This window comes from Methanothrix soehngenii GP6 (assembly GCF_000204415.1).
Taxonomy (GTDB): Archaea; Halobacteriota; Methanosarcinia; order Methanotrichales; family Methanotrichaceae; genus Methanothrix; species Methanothrix soehngenii.
The window spans coordinates 1882514-1902628 of record NC_015416.1 but is presented as its reverse complement, the minus strand read 5'-3'; the positions used below and the strand labels follow the sequence as shown (position 1 = coordinate 1902628).

The following is a 20115-nucleotide window of genomic DNA, read 5'->3' as shown; positions in this document are numbered from 1 at the left end:
CACCCATACTGAATAGCGAAGAGCCTTAAAAAATGGTTTGTTAGTTATTGCAGGGAGAAAACCATAATACCGCAGAATTTGCTGTTGAGAGCATCAAACAGCGGTGGATTTTAGTTGAAAAAATATTATTATGCGGCCTGATATTGCTCCGATAAAGGGGTAAGCAACGGAAGCCGTAACGGAGACTGATAATTCATTTGCAGAAAATCTGTATGCATCTGCATCTCGTTATGCATCCATGGGGAAGGCATAGTCGGCACAGATATTTATCGTATTAAACGCATAATGCATCTGGCATTCAGGAGTGTGGCATATTATGGTGGCTGATCCGAGCAAGTGGCTTTTAGAATTTTCTGATAAGGGAGGTGGCCGCCCCTGGGGAGACGGAACCTGCATGGCCATGCGGCAGGGCGAGAGAGAGCCCTGGGACGAAAACTGCCGTGTAATTCCATTGATTGGCGGATACGAGGGGATGTCATCAATAAGAGAATCCCTGGAGGCAGCAATTGACCAGGCCCGGCAGGGCAAGAAAGGGCACGTCTATATCGCAAACTGGCGGCTTAATCCCTTGAGAGATCTATCGGAAGACAATCCCTGGATCGTCCAGAACCGGCCCTGGAATGAGAGCGATTCTGCAGTGAAGGATCAGACCATAATCGGATTGATCCTCCGTCTCATGCAATCCGGCATCACTGTCAGGATACTGTTATGGATGCCGATGAAGGCATCGATAATTGCGGGGCTCGGCCCGCATATGAGCGACCACAATTACATATCCGATGCTGTCAGCAACGAATGCAAAAGGCTGAGCCGAGACGACCCCAGTGCAATAGATCGTGGCATTGTGGCTCTGGATATGAGGGTGGCACCACCAGTATCCTCTACTCATCACCAGAAGATGATAGTAATTCGGGTGGGCAACATAAACGTGGCATATTGCGGGGGCATGGATCTGGCATTCACCAGGATGGACGCGCCAGACCCATTGCATCTCTACAAATTCGATCCAAAGGCTTCGCTGGATGATCTGGTCGATCTTGCAGGATTAAATCCGCCTCAGTTCCTGGGAGGGGACTGGCAATCAGGAGAAATGCTGTCAGAGGCAATTGCCGTCAGAAACGGTGCTTATCAATGGCCGAGGGGACCGGACGCTATCTATGATGCACTGAAAGATGCAACTGGAACCACCGTTCCGGAAACGGATCTACCGAATGAGGTCTACGGGAGTGAATATCAAATCTGGCATGATCAGCTACTGAAGCTCGAGGGGCCGATCGTCAAAACTCTGGAAGAGCAGTTTTCTGAGAGATGGCAGGACGGAGGAAGAGTCTATGAGACGGGTTTTTGGGGCAGTTTGCATCTGCTAAACAGTCAGGTCATCTTCAGCTCAAACACTGCCATCAAGGACGGAAAGATATTGCCTCTGCCCGTGTCCTCGGAGTCCGATCAAAAACAGCAATATGCGGGCTCATCTATAGTGCAGATGTGGCGTACCATTCCCCTCCGCCCGGAGCGCAATAAGCCACCGTTTTTAAGAGGGGAGTTTACCATAATGGCTGGAATATCCAATGCCTGCCAAGCTGCAGAGGAGTTGATCTTGATCTTTGATCAATACTTCTTCAGCGGACCGCTGGCCAGGTTGCTCAACCACAGGATCAAGAGCGATAAAGAAAAAAAACTCTGCGTAATTCTGATTCTTCCGCCCTATGCCGATGAGCATACGCTTGAGGAGCACCATGCAAGAAAGCTGGCCCTCGACGACCTGATTGAGGGCCTCTCGAAGGATCAGAGTCAGAGCATATTCGAGCGGGTGGCTGTGTACGACCTGTGGCACCCCAATCGAGTTCCAGGAGGCATTTACTGTCATGCCAAGGTTCAGATGTATGATCTCAGCCTGCTGGTCTGCGGTTCTGCAAATCTGAACCGCAGATCCTTTACCTGCGACACTGAGCTTGATTGCGCAGTCCTTGATGACGACCTGGTTATAAAGCACTACCGCAGGCTGTGGAGAGTCCTCTTTCCGGATATCGCCTGGCCGGAGCATATCGACTTTTCTGAAGGGAATGGCGGTTGGGGAAGGCTGTTCTTTGATGCCTTCAAGAATGCCGCAAGCTCTGACAGTTCATTCCTGATACCAGATCCCTGGTGGAATTCCACTGTCCAGATAAAGCCGGTCAATACCAATGGCAAGACTACAGCAGAGATAGTTATGAAGCCGCCGAGGCTTCCTGCCAACCCCGCCGAGGCAAGGAAAGGACCGGAGAGCTGGACGGGAATCAAAAGAGAGCAGGACTTCAAAGATGATTATCTGGAGGAGGCAAGGACTGCTCTGAACAATCCCGATCTGCAGCCGGAGGATATCCAGTGGTCGCCGTTGAGTGACGGTCTGGCAAAAGTCAAGGATGCTTTAATGGATCCAAGCTCTATCAATATAAAGATGGAGTCTGAGATCTGCCCTGATTCAATCATCGCCGATGGAGACCCTGTGGCTCCTGGGAGGCTGGACCAGATAGTGTTTCTCATTGAGAACTGCGGCCAGGGAGACAATTGGCCGTATAGGGTGGCATGAGAGCCTTGGATTTTTGCCTACCACCAGCAGGCATATCCTTTGTGGCGATCTAGCGTGTTGGCTGCAGCAAAAAGGGCGGACACTGCTTTATCAATCGATCACCTCATGCTTTATACAATCGAGTGGTCTTGCCGCAGACATTGGGCCCCAGAAGGATTATGATGGCTCCCATTCTCAAATGCAGGCCAACATCGCCCAAGACCAGACGGGATGTTGCAGCTCAAAGAGATGTCCCAGGTAGGCGAAGTCGTCAACTACTGCCAGAAAGGAGGCGCCAAATGGCAGGGACAGGGGATTCAGTGTCCTGATCCAGCAGAAGATCATGCGCAACATATGGTAAACGACCAGCCCACTAGGCCGATGACACCGGCCACGGCCACCGCAGAAGATGCGGCAAGAGATGCTGGCGCAATTAAAATGATCTGGTATCTTTCCGGATTCATGGCCACGGTGCGGGCCTCCTCATCGCCCAAAGCGTGGGCATTCAGCCTCTAACACTGGTCGCAGGCAGAGGGCTATAGCTAGCTATTGCCTCCAACAGATCGATTGTGGGCCCTGACTGTATGTTTCTTTATTTCTATTATAAAAAAAGCTTAAGCCCCCTTCAGGGCTTAAACTGATACTCCTGCGTGGGGAACTGTGCTTTTGTCGTGTTCCACGCTGGTTTCATGGTGGAGATTGATTCCTCCCGGCAGGAGCAGTCGAATATTCCCTTCCAGCTGGCGTACTGTACATTGAAGTTATAGGATGGAAGGTCGAAGAAGCCGCCCATGCAGCAGGGGAGCCAGTCCTTCTGAGAGGTCTCTCTGTCCTTGGTAATCTCCAGCTTCATCGTCTTTTGAACCTGGAAGTTGCCGATGTAGTCATTTTGAACCTCGATTATGGGATCAATTGTATTTGGCTTAATCTTTTTCTTTCCCTCGGGGTCCACCTTGGGATTCACATTGGGGCTCAACAGCAGCTCACCTATGTGAAGGGTACCCTGAAAAACATCGTCATCGATCTTCATGCTGAGAATGCCCACGCCATCTGTCTCGGCTGTGGGTCCAGTACAGTTGATGTCCACAGCAATGTCTCCTTTGAGAGCATGAGCATACTCCACCTGGCGGTGCATTGACGCAGACTCTTGATAGCTCCGGGCCTCGGTCTTATCCTTGATAAGGGAATTGTACTCAATGGGATTCGCGGCATACCAGCCAGTGCCATAGGCAAATGTAGTAGGCGACTGGACATTATCATACTGCCTGGTGTAGCTGACGACGCTGTTAGCACCCTTTAATGCTTTCTTCATTGTTCCATCGTAGTCCAGGTAGTAGTAGGAGCCGCTGGTGGTCTTCTGCTGGGAGTTGAGTATATCGGCCATATCCACGGATCCGCTGCCATGGTAGTACTCCAGCAGGGAGAGGTTATTTGTATTTATACTCTTATACTCCACAGCAAAGCCCTGTCCGGTTACATCATCGGTCATCTCATGCTTATACTTGATCGCTTCTCTTCCAGGATTCATATCGTATTTTCCTGCCCAGGTAATTCCTGTGATTAGCAGCAGAAAAATTAATACTAATCCTATCTTAACTAATACTTTCTTTATACTAAACCCTCCTTTGTTCTCACATGTCTGCGAAGGCAGTTATGTTTATTCATATTTAGCCTTTTCTTTGTATGAGCGAGTCCAGGCATATTATGTGTTGTAGCACGCAAGTATTAAAAATATTTTGCTTGGCAGATTTTTTCTTCCATCCAACAGATTGTGCAGGCAAAATCGCTTGAGATTTGCTGCCAGGGGCGTTCCCCATAAAACAAGCATGTCTGGGGCCCATGCGAGGGGACGCTTTCAATGAGGGCTTCGTCATAACTTTTCCTCAATTGAAAACTCCTTTATGTTGAGGAACCAGTAGCCTTCCCTCAATACCGCCTCGCTTCCGGACAATATAATCCTCTTCTTGAAGATCGGGCCGTCTGTGACGATGGTGTGAAACTCCCCATTCTCTCCGCAGGGGTCAATGGATTGGTCCAGATCCTTCAGATCCTCAGAAAATTCTTCATCAATCCTCCTGCCCAGCCATTCTCTGCCCATGAGGCCATCCTTGACGCTTATCACTATCACCTCAAAGCCCAAACCTGTGATCTCCTTTAAGATCTTCCTCGAATCCTGTTGCCATAGGGGCAGCAGTAGATCTAGATTTAAACTAGTACAGATCCTGTCCACCAATTTTTTGTGGGTCTGGATATGGCCGAAAACAGCTCCATCGATCTTCTCCCCATTGGCGCGAAGATCCAGAATGGTCCTCTTGAACTCCTGCTCATAGGAGGTGAATTCCCTATGAATGAGTGGAATTCCAATTGCCTCTGACTGGGCCAGAATCAGCTCTGGATTTATATCATGAGATCCGATCCGTGATATATTCCTGAAGCTGAGAAGATAATTGACCCGCCATCCCTCTTGCATCGCTTTATAGCAGGATAAGCATCCATCCTTTCCTCCCGTCCAGGAGACGACTGCATTTCTCAAATTCATCTCTCTCCCTATCAAATCTGATACACAATTATGGCCTGAGAGCAATTGCCGGTCGTGAATCAATTATGGGTTGGTATTTAGGCCTGCAGCAGAATTAGGCATCATTGAATGCTGATTTGCCCAGAATGTCCTCTCTCGAGCGCGTCCGAGAGACCGCAATCGTTAATCGAGTTTTAGAAACTTCAACCTATTTTAGGATCACGACCCAATTGCCAGAAATCAGATAAAAAAGGGGCGCAAGCAGAAGCAGTCAGACAGAGCTGGATCTGCAGGCGTCCAATGAGCATTCTTGATTCATTACTTGATTATTCCCTTTTGCATCAGGACAAATGGCGTTCTCTTGGAGTCATCCCAATTATCGACATCTGCATGGTATCCGTCTCTAATCCAGACCTCAATCATGTATATGCCGGCTTTTCCCGTGCTCGTTTCCCAGGACCAGACACCGTTCGTGCTCCAGTCGGTCATGGGCACCCACTGTTCATCTGTTGAAGGCCCCTTAAGGACATAGCGGTATAGAACCGTATCCATGTCCGGGTCTGTCGCCTTAGCCGTCCAGGTAATAGTGGCGCCCTTATCCTGCGGGGTTTGCTTATCAGATTTCATGCTGGTCAGAGTCGGCTTGGAGTTCGATTTCGAGCTGCCGGCAATGCCAGCACTCTCGCTGATGATATATTCTGCGCTGACATGGGCATCATGACCCCAAGGGGGAGCATGGCGTCCATCCCTGATACGCATATCGATGACATTATTGCCAATGTCTATGGCGCTGGTCTCCCAGGTCCAGGTATTGTTCTTGCTCCAGGTGTTCATGGGCATCCAGGTGTTTCCCGTCATCGGCCCGTTCAACCAGAACTGATAGTATAGCTCATCCTCTTCGGAGTCAAAGGCATCGCCTGTCCAGACAACCGGTGTGCCTGCTGTCAGCGGCCCTTCCTGATCGGGAGTCAGGCCTTTGGCCACAGGGGCCTGGTTCATGGCATCCGCCACCACTGTCGAAATGGGCTGTGTTGTTTGCGGGCTCTTTGCAAATATGAGGTCCTTAGTGGTAATGGCCTGAGCCGAACTGAAAATCAAAGCGATTAGCAGAGCAGATATCAAAAAAGCCCTGCAATGAGTTCTCTCCTTCGAATAATTCACAATTAATCCCCCTTATGCTCAATCCATAATTCATATCATTATAGTTAAATTTTTCTATTATTTCCGCTCAAGGCCATAGGTGCTGATCTGGGCAATGATGCAAAGCTTTTTCTATCAGTATTAGAGAACCTGATCTGCATTCAGAGACAATATTATGCCGAAAAAGGCTGCGAAAAAAGGAAGGCTAATAATTGATACATCTTCACCAGGGGTTCTGAAGACAATTATGATAGGCCAATAATAGAGATGCACAGATAAGCCGCAAGATGAAGGTTTGCCCATGATCTCTGATCAATGCATAAAGTCGATCATACCGTTTAACATGGCCTTGATGCTGGCCTTCATAGTTGCCCTCTGCTCAATCTCATTTAGCATCCACTTAAAAGATGAGCTGCAGATCACGGCGAGCGATATGCTGGCGATCCTGGTCGATTCTCTGGCCACACTAGCCCTTTTTTATGCCGCCAGGAGGTCTTCTGTCTATGGGAGACAGGTCCGTTTAGCCTGGACGGTTCTTGCCCTTGCCCTGGTGGCCCATACTTTGGGTGATATCGCCTGGGCTTATACTGAGATAGTGCTGGATCAGCCACCCTTCCCATCCGTGGCAGACTGGCTATTTCTGATTCATTACCCCCTATTAATCGCGGGCATTCTCCTCTTGCCTACCCAATCCCTGACCTCCAGTGAACGGCTGAAGGTCATGCTGGATGAAGGGATCGTGATCATCGCCTCCGTTATAATATTCTGGGTGGTTTTAATCGCACCCACGATCGAGTCCAGCGCAGGAGCAATCTTCCGCACACAGGCATTATCCGTGGCATATCCCGTCTTGGGTTTGATGCTTCTCTTAGCGCTGGTTGAACTCCTCCTTCGGCGGATCCGATTTCAGCAGATGGGTCCAGTGCTTCTTCTGGTAATGGGAACGATAGTGATGATCATCGCTGATCTCATCCTGGCATACCAATCATTAAACAACATATATGATTCCGGCGGCATTTGGGACGTGGGCTGGATAATGGCCTACTCGATGATCGGCCTGGCGGGAATACTGCAGGCCAGCACCTCACCCAGCGATGCACCTCCATTCCAGAAGGTTCCCTCCGAAGAGCCTGCTTATGCCCGCACCGTTGCATCCTCTGCGTCTCCTTATGCTCTTGATTCCGGCATGGTGCGGTTTCCTGGTGCTCACTACATCCCTTACATCTTCGTTGCTGGCGCATACATCATCCTTATCTGGAGCTTTGACCGTCCTCTTGCCATAAGCACGCCTCATCTATCTTATTCTGTGGGGGGGATAATAGGTCTGATAGTCATTCGCCAGATCGTCGCTCTGAAGGAGAACGAGAGATTATTCCAGACATCCAAAAGAGCAGAGGAAGAGGTACGAAGGCTTAACCAGCATCTAGAGAGCAGGGTTATGGATAGGACGGCTATGCTGAAAGCGGCAAACCGAAAGCTAGAGGAGGATATTTTAGAGCGAAAGAAGATCGAAGAGGATCTGAGAAGATCCAAGGAGGCGGCAGAGGCGGCAACCAACGCAAAATCCGAATTTTTAGCCAATATGAGCCATGAGATCAGAACCCCTCTGAATGCCGTCATCGGCCTCACTGGAATTCTCCTGGGCACGGACCTGAATAGAGAGCAACGCGACCATATGGAGATCATCAGAAGCAGTGGAGATGCACTTTTAGCAATCATCAATGATATCCTGGACTTCTCGAAGATCGATAGCGGCAAGATGGAGCTGGAAGTCCAGCCTTTTGATGTCAAAAAGAGCATTGAGGATGCTGTTGATCTGATGGCTCCAGTTGCCCAGGAAAAGGGCCTGACCTTGGGATATGATATCGAAGAGAGCATTCCAAAGACCATTGTCAGCGATCCCACCAGGCTGCGCCAGATACTGGTCAACATATTGGGCAATGCGGTGAAGTTCACCAGCTCTGGAGAGGTCAGGATCCTGGTTTCGGGCAGAGATTTGGGGGGTAGAGAGCATGAGATCCACTTCGCTGTTATGGATACGGGCATCGGAATACCAGCAGAGAAGATGAACTGCCTCTTTCAGTCCTTCTGCCAGGTTGAGCCCTGTACCACTCGCAGGTATGGTGGCGCGGGCCTGGGCCTGGCAATAAGCAAGAGGCTCGTGGAGCTCATGGATGGCTCGATTTGGGCGGAGTCAGAGGAGGGCAAGGGATCAACATTCCATTTCACTATAAAGGCAATGGAAGCGTTATCGCCACCGCCCGGAGAGCTGGCAAAAGGGTCGAAGAGCAGCATCTCTATGGGCCCCCAGCGTCCTCTACGTATACTGGTGGCGGAGGACAACATAATCAATCAGAAGGTTATTAAAAAGATGCTCCATAAGCTCGGCTATCGCGCTGATGTAGCTGCTAATGGCCTGGAGGTCCTTGTCGCCCTGGATCGCCAGGATTACGATGTGATCCTCATGGACATTCAAATGCCAGAGATGGATGGGCTGGATGCCGCCAGAAAGATCAGAGAAACCCGGCCGACATTGCCAAAGATCATCGCTATCACCGCATTTGCCATGGAGGGTGACAAGGAGAAATGCATCGATTCGGGAATGGACGGCTACATCAGCAAGCCGGTGAACCTGGAAGAGTTGAGAGCGATCTTGAGATCTGATGTCAGTGCGATTGGCAAAAACGATGGAATTGGCAGCTGGTCGAGGGGCGGAGGGCAGAACTGACTGCTAAAACTCTATATCTTTTTGCACCTTACATATATCCTGTATCCGAAAAGACTTAGCTTGGGCCATAGTGGCACAATCCGTTTCTCCAGTAATTGGGAGATGCGCTCCTGCAGATAAGCCGGATCGACGACCGGCCTGTAGCGGCTCATAAATAAGTAGCCTTGGCAGAGCTTGAAGTCGAAACCGAGATGCTCTTCGATCTGAAAGCCGGCATTCTCCAATTGATTCTGGAATTCTGAAAAGGAGAGATACTCCGGCGGAACTATCCGTTCTCCGAATAGATATTTTCTCGCCAGGGTGTAATGGGATAGGCGGTTGAAGAAATCCACCACCAGTCCTCCGCCTGGGCGGAGAACCCGATTGAACTCCTGCAGGGCCTCTGCCATCGACTGTGGAGAGGCAAGACAGGTAAGAACGCCGCTGCTCACTACCCAGTCGAATGACTGATCAACAAAGGGAAGCGAGGTTATGCTTCCCTGAAGAAATGCTGCCCTCGGATCACCGGATGTGCGGAATCTGGCCCGACCAAGCATGTTGGCAGAGAAGTCCATGCCGATGAACCTGGGCCCATTTTCCTTTGCCATCCCCATCTCAAGGGCTGCAATTAGCAGCTCCCCATTGCCGCACCCTGCATCCAGGACCATGCCACCTGATCCGGCAAAAGAGAAGGCTGTTGCCCTCTCCTCAAACTCCCTTTGCAGGCGTAATATGAACTGGGGAGTATCATCGGGTAGATCGCGGGCCATCTTGAGATCGCAGTCGTCGCCGCATCTCCTTTGTCGCTCCCAGAAGGCCAGCTCCTCTCTCTCCAGGCATAACCTATCTTCACCATAGTTATATTTCATAAACTCAGAAGCGCTATTTGATCTGGACATCCCTTTGATCTCACAGGCAATGAACTATCGGCCTTGAATATGAGGGCTATTTATAGCTTGTCGGCCTCGTGCCGCCGGATTGGCATCACTGGTGGTAGGTGGTGAGGGAAGCATTAAAAAAATTGAAGTTCAATCCAGCCACTTGTAGCCTGGATCTTTTATTCGATTGAAGTTTCGGATGAGATCGGCAGCATCCCTGCGGTTGATGCTTGCATCCATCATCCTGGAACAGATATGTCTGATGGCAGCCTTCTGCTCCTTGATCTCATCGCTGTCCTCCGGCAGGGGATTCAGTCCAAAGCTCTCGAATAAATGCTCCTTTTCATCCAGATGAGCGGTCTTCCCCCACTTTCCGAACATCTCTGCTGCACGATCGAGAAGGTCCTGATTGAACATTTCAGGGAATGCATATCCTTCAATCTGTTTTAGGAATTCCTCTTTCTTCATTATGACCACCCTTTAAGCCATATGCTATTAGTTATTCATGATATAAGTAACTTAGATAGGAATTTAGGACTATCGCCAAATTGGATTGGATGATAGAAATTCCAATGACTGATGCTAACCTGGACGGTGCGGTTGACGATCTGGATCAGGAGGCGATGGCGAAAAAAAGGAAGATGAGGCACCCATAATCGATTGGATCCTTCATCCTTCGGACAGGCATGCCTACCAGAACTCCCTCTTCCTGCGCATGAAGAGGTAGACGAAGAATGGCACCCCTAAAAAGGCGGTCATTATTCCCACGGGCAGAATCACTGGAGCGAGAATGGTCCTGGCCAGGGTATCAGCTCCTAAGAGAAGCAGCGCCCCCACCAGAGCAGAGGCGGGAAGCAGGAACCTGTGATCCCCACCAATTGCCATCCGGGTTATATGAGGAGCGACCAGACCGATGAAGCCTATGGTGCCAGTAAAGCATATCACCGAGGCGGTTATGAACGAGACCAGCATCATGCTGATCACCCGGGTCCTCTCCACATTCACCCCCAGGCTCTTGGCGGTCTCGTCACCTGCCCCCATGGCATTTATGTCCCAGGATTTGATGATAAGATAGGGAAGGCAGATGGCTATGACCGCGGTGACTATCCAGACCTTATCCCAAGAAGAGCGGCCCAGCGAGCCCATCGACCAGAAGACCACCTCCTGAACCTGCTCTGCATGGCCGATATACTGCAGAAATGAGGTCATGGCACTGAAAAGGTATGAGATGGCAATTCCCGCCAGGATCATGGTCTCTGGTGTGACTCCTTTATATTTTGCCAGTCCATAGACCGCCCCCGCAGCGAGAAGAGTGAAAACAAAGGCATTGCCGATGATCAGCCATTCTCCGCCCATGAACCCCGCCCCCATGATTATGGCCATGGCCGCACCAAAGGAAGCAGCTGATGAGATGCCCAGGGTGAAGGGGCTGGCCAGGGGATTTTTAAGGATGCCCTGCATGACCGCTCCGGCGATGGCCAGGCCGATTCCTCCCACTATCCCCATAAGGATTCTATGCAGCCTCAGTCCCCAGACGATGGTATCTGAGAACCAGGTGGTCTGGAAATACTGGGGAAAGAACTTTGCCAGGATAGTGGAGTAGACATCCATCACGCTGATATCCGCCGATCCCCGGGTGGCAGCATAGCCCGCCAGCAATACAATGCCTAAGACAAGAGCAGCGAGAAAGAGCATCTTCCTTCCGATGAACTTCTGGTACTCCGCCCTCAGCTCCTGAGCAGCAGTCGTCCTGGGCTGAGTCTTCTGGCCCGCGCCCAGCTTCTCTTTCATTTGTGATTCGGACATCAGCCTCATGCCTCAGAATAAGAGATGAAGGCTCTATTTATAGCATCAACCCTGGATTCCGGGAGCAAACCATAGCCGTTCAGATGTGATTGGCCAAAATCATTGCCCTTGATGATCGTTGCCGGCGGAAAATCTCTATCGGGCTCATTCTTTCTGCTGGGCAGCCCCACAGCAGGGCTGATCTCATCGTGGTTTGCGCCTTCAGGGGCAGCCTTACTCTCTCCTGATTCGATCATCGATATCATCTTGCTGGTTTATACCAATATTAATAAGTCTTTTGGTAATTGTATTACTATATCACAATTGTTCTCCCAGTTCATCCGCTGAAGGCATCAAATATCACTGCAAATTATTAGTATGCTAGAAATTCTCTAAATAGCAGAAAGCTCTTTTCTATATGTGCATTCATCGATATCATCTCATCAGACTGGAATTTGAGCCGAAAATCCTTGGTCCCTGACAAGCGCATTGCATATCACATAGAAGAATTCATATAAGAAATCAGATCTAATTCGAGATTCGCGCATAGTATAAGACTAAATTTAGATCTATATGTAACAATTAATTAAAAAATTATTTGAAATTTCTTACTTTTTAATATGACATAAGCCTTATATACGTCAGAGATACGCTAAATAAAAAAGGCGATTACATGCACCATTTGAAGAGAAGGACCATACCATTTACATCCATAGTAGGGCAGGACGACATGAGATTTGCCCTGATTCTGAATGCCATCAATCCCCGCATCGGCGGCGTCCTGATCCGGGGTGACAAGGGAACTGCCAAATCCACAGCAGTAAGGTCCTTGGCAGATCTGTTGGAGACCATTCAGGTGGCATCTGACTGCCCATTCAACTGCAATCCGGAGAATCCAGAGGATATGTGCGACCTGTGCTACCAGAAGAGCCAATCAAATCAGATCACAGCAGTAGAGAAAAAGACCCCTGTAGTCGATCTGCCGCTGGGAGCAACCGAAGATCGGGTGGTAGGATCGCTGAACGTGGAACGGGCCATAAAAGAAGGAATAAAAGCGCTGGAGCCCGGCATTCTCGCAGCCGCTAATCGCGGCATCCTCTACATTGACGAGGTTAATCTTCTGGACGATCATGTGGCAGATGTGCTGCTGGATGCTGCGGCCATGGGCGTCAACATTGTGGAACGGGAGGGCGTATCCGTTGCTCATCCATCCAAATTCATCCTGGTGGGGACGATGAATCCTGAGGAGGGAGAGATCCGGCCCCAGCTTCTGGACCGATTCGGCTTACAGGTGAGCGTTGCTGGAATTGAGGACGTGGAGCAGAGAATGCAGATCGCCAAGATCGCAGAAGCTTTTGACCTTGATCCAAAGGGATTTGCCAAAGAATGGCAACAAGAACAGGTGGATATGAAACAGAAGATATCCAGGGCTCGCCAGCTTCTCAGTCAGGTGAGCATGAGCGATGACTTCCTCCGTTTAATCGCTTCCACCTGCATCGATCTTGGAGTCAAGACACACCGAGCGGAGATAGTCATCACCAGAACCGCCAAGACCATCGCCGCCTTCGATGGCAGGACCGAAGTCAACCAGGAGGATGTCAAGAAAGCCATGGAGCTAGCCCTGGCCCATAGGATGAGGAGCAGGCCATTTGAGCCGCCCACACTGAACAAGGAACGGCTGGAGAAGTCCATGTCTCAGAAGCAGCATGAACACCAGCATCAGGATCAAAAGCCCGAGCAGCAGAAGAAGAATGAGCAACAACCACAGGAGCCGTCGGAACAAAAGGACACGGATCAAAAACAGGCCGCTAAGCCCCAAGAGAGGATATTCGAGATCGGCACGCCTATCGATGTGCGTGCCATAACGATGCCCCGCAAGAGGGACCGAATCGCCCGCCGCAAGACCAGCGGCAGGAGGATGAATACACTGGCTCTGCGCAACCGCGGCCGGTATCTGCGCCAGAAAATGCCCCAGGAAGGAAAAGATATTGCCATTGATGCCACCATTCGTGCCGCTGCCCCCTATCAAAGGATCAGATCCGGCCCCAACGCCATCATCGTGAAGGGCGAGGATATACGGGAGAAGGAGAGAGTGGGCAAGACCTCCGCCGTAGTCCTCTTCGTGGTAGATGCCAGCGGATCCATGGGGGCCAATCAGAGGATGGAGAGCGCCAAGGGTGCAGTTCTCTCCCTCTTAATGGACTCCTACCAGAAGAGAGACAAGATCGGCATGATAGCCTTCAAAGGAAAGGAAGCCGAGATCATACTTCCCCCCTGCACCAGCGTGGATCTGGCCCTTGGCCGCTTGCGAGAGCTTCCCACCGGGGGCAAGACACCTCTATCCGCCGGCCTCTCCCGCGGATTGCAGCTCTTGCAGGGAGAACTGAGAAAGGATGAGGAGAGCAAACTGATGATGGTTCTCATATCCGATGGCAGGGCTAATGAGGGAATGGGTGGAAAGATCAAAGACGAGCTGATGGCGATCTCAGAACGGATAAAGCACCTGGGAATCCATACCATCGTCATCGACAGTGAGGTCGTAGACAGCTCCTTCCTGGATATGCGTTTAGGCTATTGCCATCAGATCGCGGATCAGTGTCAGGGAAAGTACTATCCCCTATCCAGCTTAACCCCGGAGTCCCTTCTCAGGATCGTAGATGAAGAGCAGAAGCTTCTGTTCGATGACGCGACCATAAATGAATATGCTGCAACATAATGCTATTATAGAGATGATGATAGAAATAAAGAATTAATAAATATAATTAACATATATAATTAATATATGCGGTTAATATAATTCAGATAGATATGAGCAGTATGATCGAGATATCGGGCCTGAAGAAGGAGTACTCGAGGAAGAAGGTAGTAGATAACTTGAATCTTGAGGTCGGACAGGGAGAACTCTTCGGCTTCTTGGGGCCAAATGGAGCTGGCAAGACCACCACCATTCGCATCCTTACCACCCTCACCAAGCCCTCGTCCGGACGGATTCGGATCAACGGCATCGATGTGGCAAAGGACCCGTCCAGGGTGAAGTCGGAGTTTGGCGTGGTTCAGCAGCACTTGAGCCTGAACCGGGACCTGACCATCGGCGAGAACCTGGAGCTTCATGCCCGGCTGCACCACCTCCAATCCAGGGAACGAAAGGAGAGGATCGCGGAACTGCTCGATTATGTGGGGCTGTCCGATCACTCCGATCAGCTCATCGATAGCGTCTCTGGGGGAATGAAGAGGAGGGCCATGATAGCCCGGGCGCTCATCCACAGGCCCAAGCTCCTCTTCCTGGATGAGCCGACGGTGGGATTGGACGCTCAAACCAGACGCCGGGTCTGGGATCTCATCCGCAGGATGAACCTGGAAGGCACGACGGTCTTCTTGACCACCCACTATATCGAAGAGGCCGAGGCCTTGTGTCAGCGGGTTGGAATTCTTCATCACGGCAGGCTCATAGCTCTGGGAAGCCCTCTGGAGCTGCGGCAAAGGCTGGGAATGATAGCGGTAGAGATGCAGGGGGAGGCGTGCGGCACAACTTACCGCTACTTTCCGGATCGATCAAGTGCCTCCCGGTTTATTCAGGATCTTCCAGGCTCGGAGAGGGTGGTCATGCGAGAGTCCAACCTGGAGGATGTGTTCATCGAGCTGACCGGTGAGAAGGTGATGGGAGACTAGCATGATCGATGCCTTCAGCATACTCTGGTCGGACCTGACAGCACTCAAGCGGCGCTGGCCTCGCTATCTTCTCACCACCCTGATGAGCCCGCTTCTCTATCTGGTGGCCTTTGGCTGGGGCCTGGGTCGCGGGATAGATATGAACGGAACCAGCTATCTTGATTTCGTGATACCGGGAATCATCGCTCTGACCGCCATGACCACCAGCTTCAATGGAGCCGGCACCAGGCTCAATGTCGATCGCCTCTATTTCAAGAGCTTTGATGAATGCCTCATGGCCCCGGTGGAACTGCCCTCCATTCTCTTGGGAAAAGCGCTGATTGGGGTGGTGAGGGGTATACTGAGTTCGGTAGCGTTCTTGCTCGTAGCCTTTCTCATCGCCAGGCATATCCATATCACTCTGCCCTTTGTATTAGGATTGCTGCTTAGCTGCCTGACCTTTGCCTTTCTGGGTGTTCTGGCTGCCCTGCTGGCCCGATCTCATGAGGATATGGCCACCTTTGGCAGCCTGATTCTCATGCCGATGACATTCCTGGGCGGAACCTTCTTCTCCGTCTCCCAGGTTCCCTTCGGGCTGAAGATGGCGCTGTACGCCCTTCCTCTCACCCACTCCAGCCTGTTTCTGAGGGCGGCTGCATTGGACCAGCCTCTTCCCTGGTCATCGTTCCTGGTTCTTTTCCTCTTCTTTCTGTTATTCTTGGGCGGAGGGATGATGGCCCTCAGGAGGATGAGCGTTTAGCAGAGCTATGGAAAGATTTATATCTACAATAGTTCAGGCAAATTATTGTGACGAGTTATGAATATTTTTAGAATAGGTAACAATAATAGATCTTTTGTCGTGAATCAATTATGGGTTGGTATTTAGGCCTCCCGCAGAATTTATTGAATGCTGTTTTGCCCAGAATGACCTCTCTCGGGCGTGTCCGAGAGACCGCAATCGGTAATCGAGTTCCAGAAACTTCAACCTATTTTAGGATCACGACCCAGATGGGAGACTGTGTGGCCAAATGGCTTCGCTTTCGCCCCGCTCCCTTGCCTCGCCCTGATATCCTCGAAGCACCTTGTTCTCCATCATGGAGATCGAACTCTGCCCGACCGTCTCCCTCCTCCCCGAGACCTTCAACGTCCTGGTCGCCCCGGTGGAGCTGATGGCCGGTGCTATCAACAGCCATCCTGAATTGCAGCGCTATAAGATCCTCTTCATCAGCGGCAACTACTCCCGCATCCTCAGCCGGCTGAACCGGAACATCACCGAGCTGGAAGTGCGCCGAGCCTTCACCTCCTTCCAGCTCATGACCATACTGGAGGAGAACCACCACAGCATCCTGATTGTGGAGCACGACCCCTTACTCTACGAGGACTCCCAGGAGATGGTGGGCTACCTGGCCCAGGCCCTCAAGCAGACCTCCAGAGAGGCAACCATTCTTCTCTATGCGCCTGCGCTGGATCCCCACCTGGAGAAGATAACCGAATTGGCCGACCGGGTGTTCTGCATCTACAGTGAGCCAGCTGGAGCAAAGGGCCGGGGGAAGGCAGAGGCGAGGATGGCCGGAGAGCAGAGGACTCTGGAGGCGTACTCGTGAAAAGAGTATAACTCCTTTCCTGCCTCTAAGGCATTATCGCAAGGCGGGAGGAGAGTTCGGAGAGTGGCTTAAACAGGAAGTAGCCAAAGCAGCCGAGGACCATGGGTTGCCAAAGCCTGTTCATATCTCAATCATTCTCAGGCTGGTCTCCACTCGAAGGGGATCTGATGGCTTGAGTTCCGCAGGAACTGCAAGAACGAAAAATGCCCGGATTGGCTGTGGATTTGAGCTGACATTCAAAGAACCTGTCATCGCTCCTGTAACTCTTGGACTGAATGCACATTTCGGTTTGAGGCTATTCGTATCTGAATAATATTGTTGATTGCTTCTGGATTACGCACACTGATCGACTAGGGCCGTACGTCCACATGGGTGAAGCCAGCACGAATGAATCGTTAGCGACGCGGCTGATCTTTAATACTCAAAATCTCAATTCCTTCTGTGACTGAAAGTTTCAGCGCACTCCATCCATGGAATAAATAAAAAAAAAGATAAAAAATTATTAAAAAATCAAACTGCGCGCGGCCACCCCACCCTAAAGGGATGGGGTATGCTTCGGGCCGCGCGCCCGGTTAGCCGGATTTCAGAAACATCCGAACCTTCGGTTTCCTGGATCTGTACATCAGAATAATCTCGTATCAGCGTTCGGTTGCATTATAGCCAGCTAATCAATCTCAGGAAAACATGAAATCCAGGCGAGGGTTCACTTCATCCCCAACCTAAAGGATGGGGAATTCGTGACCCTCCGCACTCCCGTTGTATTAAATTCTTGTAATATTATTGAGCTTTCAATTATAAAATCGATACAAAATTGTGCATCTTCTTTGGTAGATGTGTATTTTGATTTATTTGAAGGATAGTAAATATTATAATCTTTATAAACTTTTTGTGGTTGCATATGAGTTCTATTTTCCTTACTCACATTAGGTGTTAATAAATAAAACTTCATATATTTCCGATAATCAATCCCAATACTGATGATCTCCAATGTGTCTTGAAGCTCAGATATGCAATCATCCACATCAGAGAAAGCACTCTTTACCTCTGATGCGAAAGACTCCACGTCGCTGGCTAGGTCAGAATCGCTACTGGTAGAAAAGAAAATAGAGCCACTAACAGAACTATTAAATGAAAATGGGTATTTGTCGAATTTGTCCTTGACTCTATTCTTATAATCGTCCAAGAGCTGTGAGAATGCAACTGCTGCTAATTCCATGGAATCTTCATTTTTCCCCTGTTTTAGCAACTCTTCTGATTCTTCAAGAGTTGCTCTGGTATTTTGACAGTAAACCAGATGGATCAAGCTAATATCTGAAAAGCCAACATCAAAAATCGTATGTGTTTAGCATGCCAGCTTTGCGGTTAGCATTTGTAGGCTATTTAACCCTTTTTGCCCCCATGTTGCCAGTGTCGTCATGATTCGCTCATGAATCGATGTTCCTTTATCATTTCGAAGGGTGCCCAGGATTTTTCTCAAGACGACATGTGGTCGCAATGCTCTCTCTGCCCTGTTGTTAGTCGGCTCTACACCCGGATTGATGATGAATGTGAACCAATACTCGAATCCATTATTGATTTTCCCGATGAACTTTCGAACTTTCTCTATAGAATACTCTTTCGAGATCCAATGCCGAAGCGCTTCTCGCGCCAATTCCCATAAAGTCATTCTGACTTCTGGCGGTGGATCGTTTTCCAGAGCTTTGGTTAGTAGGTCGTAGAGCTCTTTGAGTGCGTTATGTAACGGAATAGCTTCCTCGAACTTCTCTGCAATGTCTTTTGACTCTCGAAGTAGATGCGCCCAACATCTCTGAATGCGATTTGTAAACCTGGCATACGGCTTCCACCCGTCACATACGATTATTCCCTTAAATCTCCGAGTTAAAACTTCCATCAGAACCTTCATGCCTCGGCTCTTTCGAATCACGAAAAAGGTCTCAGATGGCGTAGTAAATGCCCAGATCCAGCACATTTCTCCCTGAACGCGGATTCCTGTTTCATCCACGTACAGGATCGGAGCGCGTCGAATTTTTCTTAAGATTGCATCATATTCGGGTTGGATGGCGTCTGCAGCGCGACGGGTCAAGTCTAATATCGTTGCAGGGCTTATTTTCAGCCTATACAACCTCATCATTGCGTCGTGAATCTTTCTGTGAGGCAGCCGATCCTCATATTTGAGCACCGTTGCCAGAGCAATTACGTTGTTTCCAAATTTGCCTTCTTGCGGACAGCTTGGGTCTTTTGCAGCAACTTCTTTCAGGCAACATGGACATTTGTAATGAGCAATTTTGTATTCAGTAACCATGATCGGCTGAGGTTCTGGGATTTCCTCAACGATCTTGGAATCAATTCGAAAAGGAGAACCAAGCTCTGCCCCGCAATCGGGACAGCGATCCATAGTAACTTCCACTTGCCGGTCTGGAGCCACAAACGGTCTTGTTACGCCTTTATGTCCGACCTTTTGACCAGGTTTTCCTTTATTATTTTTTTACCGCAATACCCCGATGCTTGCATCGGGGATAAAGGGCATCCGTGTCCAACTTAGGGATTTGATCAGATCCGAGTAGTACTATCTTTATGCGGCGACGCCTCGGATGCCCCGTCTGCTTGCAGCGGGGTGCGTCGCCGCCGTTTCACTGTTCGTATCTCGATCTTTTTTGCGATTACGGCCTCGCCTTAGACTTGGTGGAGTATGTGCATTCTCATATTGAGCTAATCGGGCTTCAAGTTCGCGGATCTTTGCCTTAAGCGGCTCAATTTCACTTGCTCTGGCCTTAAGCAACTCGTTCTCTAGCTTTAATTGCTTGTTTTGTTCCTGAAGTTGCTTGATAATTTCATCTTGGTGCATACTCCCAAATATTGGATATTATCGCCATATTATTTAATCTATCTGGTCTAAATAGGTGCCACTAAATTCCCATGATACACGTGGGTGCTAAACACATACCAAAAATCAATCTGCAATTTTCCTCAAAAAAAAAAAAATGAGATGGTAGATCTAAATGCGTCTAATTCGATCTTTGCGGGCAGCGTACCGTTATGTTTTAAGGAGACTCTTGCCTTATTTAATCTGCGCATAGATTCTTTTTGGGCGATCTCTTTTCCGTCTGGCAATTTTTGATTAATAAAATCAAAATACTTCATAAAACTTAAATCATTTCCTCCAGAATTCAAGTATTCTGAAGATAAATGCAAAAAAAGCTCTGCGCTATCATGAAATGATAAAAGAGCAATGGAACATAAAGGCTCAGGCCCATGTGACTGCTGTAATCCTATATTATACATGTACT

16 protein-coding genes and 3 pseudogenes are annotated in these 20115 nt (G+C 49.6%); 8 read left to right on the top strand and 11 right to left on the bottom strand.

Going from position 1 to position 20115, the window contains the following annotated elements; translation table 11 throughout:
- Positions 1-53: 53 nt before the first annotated feature.
- From MCON_RS17160 to MCON_RS17235, 3 genes and pseudogenes are all read left to right on the top strand, one after another.
- Positions 54-180 (top strand): annotated as a pseudogene (locus tag MCON_RS17160) (ISAzo13 family transposase); the annotation flags it as partial.
- 136 nt (positions 181-316) lie between these two features.
- Positions 317-2569, top strand: a complete 2253-nt coding sequence (locus MCON_RS09550; protein ID WP_048132297.1) for a phospholipase D-like domain-containing protein — start codon at positions 317-319, stop codon at positions 2567-2569.
- 210 nt (positions 2570-2779) lie between these two features.
- Positions 2780-3064, top strand: coding sequence for a hypothetical protein (locus tag MCON_RS17235; protein ID WP_048132295.1), 285 nt, complete (start codon positions 2780-2782; stop codon positions 3062-3064).
- A 109-nt stretch (positions 3065-3173) separates the two neighbouring features.
- Here MCON_RS17235 and MCON_RS09540 read toward each other — a convergent pair whose 3' ends face one another.
- The 3 genes from MCON_RS09540 to MCON_RS09525 all read right to left on the bottom strand — a co-directional run bounded on the left by MCON_RS09540 (position 3174) and on the right by MCON_RS09525 (position 6227).
- A complete protein-coding gene (locus MCON_RS09540; RefSeq protein WP_013719774.1) occupies positions 3174-4076 on the bottom strand; it encodes a hypothetical protein in 903 nt (300 codons plus the stop codon).
- Between the two features lie 342 nt (positions 4077-4418).
- A complete protein-coding gene (locus MCON_RS09530) occupies positions 4419-5087 on the bottom strand; it encodes a Dph6-related ATP pyrophosphatase (RefSeq protein ID WP_048132290.1) in 669 nt (222 codons plus the stop codon).
- Positions 5088-5384: 297 nt separating this feature from the next.
- Positions 5385-6227 carry a hypothetical protein gene (locus MCON_RS09525; RefSeq protein WP_013719772.1) on the bottom strand — a complete coding sequence of 281 codons (843 nt, stop codon included), beginning with the start codon at positions 6225-6227 and terminating at the stop codon, positions 5385-5387.
- Between the two features lie 280 nt (positions 6228-6507).
- On the opposite strand from MCON_RS09525, the gene MCON_RS15260 reads away from it, so the two are divergent.
- Positions 6508-8934 carry a response regulator gene (locus tag MCON_RS15260; RefSeq protein WP_013719771.1) on the top strand — a complete coding sequence of 809 codons (2427 nt, stop codon included), beginning with the start codon at positions 6508-6510 and terminating at the stop codon, positions 8932-8934.
- An 11-nt stretch (positions 8935-8945) separates the two neighbouring features.
- Here MCON_RS15260 and MCON_RS15255 read toward each other — a convergent pair whose 3' ends face one another.
- From MCON_RS15255 to MCON_RS09500, 4 genes are all read right to left on the bottom strand, one after another.
- Positions 8946-9812: a class I SAM-dependent methyltransferase gene (locus tag MCON_RS15255; RefSeq protein ID WP_013719770.1), complete on the bottom strand. Its 867-nt coding sequence runs from the start codon at positions 9810-9812 to the stop codon at positions 8946-8948.
- A gap of 129 nt (positions 9813-9941) precedes the next feature.
- Positions 9942-10259: a hypothetical protein gene (locus MCON_RS09510; protein WP_013719769.1), complete on the bottom strand. Its 318-nt coding sequence runs from the start codon at positions 10257-10259 to the stop codon at positions 9942-9944.
- 222 nt (positions 10260-10481) lie between these two features.
- Complete coding sequence (locus MCON_RS09505) at positions 10482-11582, bottom strand: FecCD family ABC transporter permease (protein WP_013719768.1); 1101 nt, start codon at positions 11580-11582, stop codon at positions 10482-10484.
- Between the two features lie 20 nt (positions 11583-11602).
- On the bottom strand, positions 11603-11833 hold the full coding sequence (locus MCON_RS09500; protein WP_048132287.1) for a hypothetical protein: 231 nt from the start codon (positions 11831-11833) through the stop codon (positions 11603-11605).
- A gap of 416 nt (positions 11834-12249) precedes the next feature.
- Here MCON_RS09500 and MCON_RS09495 point away from each other — a divergent pair, with 416 nt between their 5' ends.
- From MCON_RS09495 to MCON_RS09480, 4 genes are all read left to right on the top strand, one after another.
- A complete protein-coding gene (locus tag MCON_RS09495; protein ID WP_048132285.1) occupies positions 12250-14292 on the top strand; it encodes a putative cobaltochelatase in 2043 nt (680 codons plus the stop codon).
- Between the two features lie 92 nt (positions 14293-14384).
- Complete coding sequence (locus tag MCON_RS09490; protein WP_013719766.1) at positions 14385-15245, top strand: ABC transporter ATP-binding protein; 861 nt, start codon at positions 14385-14387, stop codon at positions 15243-15245.
- Between the two features lies 1 nt (position 15246).
- Positions 15247-15984: an ABC transporter permease gene (locus MCON_RS09485; protein ID WP_013719765.1), complete on the top strand. Its 738-nt coding sequence runs from the start codon at positions 15247-15249 to the stop codon at positions 15982-15984.
- A gap of 334 nt (positions 15985-16318) precedes the next feature.
- Positions 16319-16828 carry a hypothetical protein gene (locus MCON_RS09480; protein WP_083804765.1) on the top strand — a complete coding sequence of 170 codons (510 nt, stop codon included), beginning with the start codon at positions 16319-16321 and terminating at the stop codon, positions 16826-16828.
- Positions 16829-17531: 703 nt separating this feature from the next.
- Here MCON_RS09480 and MCON_RS09475 read toward each other — a convergent pair.
- From MCON_RS09475 to MCON_RS09460, 4 genes and pseudogenes are all read right to left on the bottom strand, one after another.
- Complete coding sequence (locus tag MCON_RS09475) at positions 17532-18131, bottom strand: hypothetical protein (RefSeq protein WP_048132281.1); 600 nt, start codon at positions 18129-18131, stop codon at positions 17532-17534.
- A 39-nt stretch (positions 18132-18170) separates the two neighbouring features.
- Positions 18171-19313: pseudogene (gene tnpC, locus MCON_RS09470) on the bottom strand (IS66 family transposase); the annotation flags it as partial.
- Positions 19314-19416: 103 nt separating this feature from the next.
- Positions 19417-19673: pseudogene (locus MCON_RS09465) on the bottom strand (hypothetical protein); the annotation flags it as partial.
- 122 nt (positions 19674-19795) lie between these two features.
- Positions 19796-20110, bottom strand: coding sequence for a hypothetical protein (locus tag MCON_RS09460; RefSeq protein ID WP_013719761.1), 315 nt, complete (start codon positions 20108-20110; stop codon positions 19796-19798).
- Positions 20111-20115 lie beyond the last annotated feature (5 nt).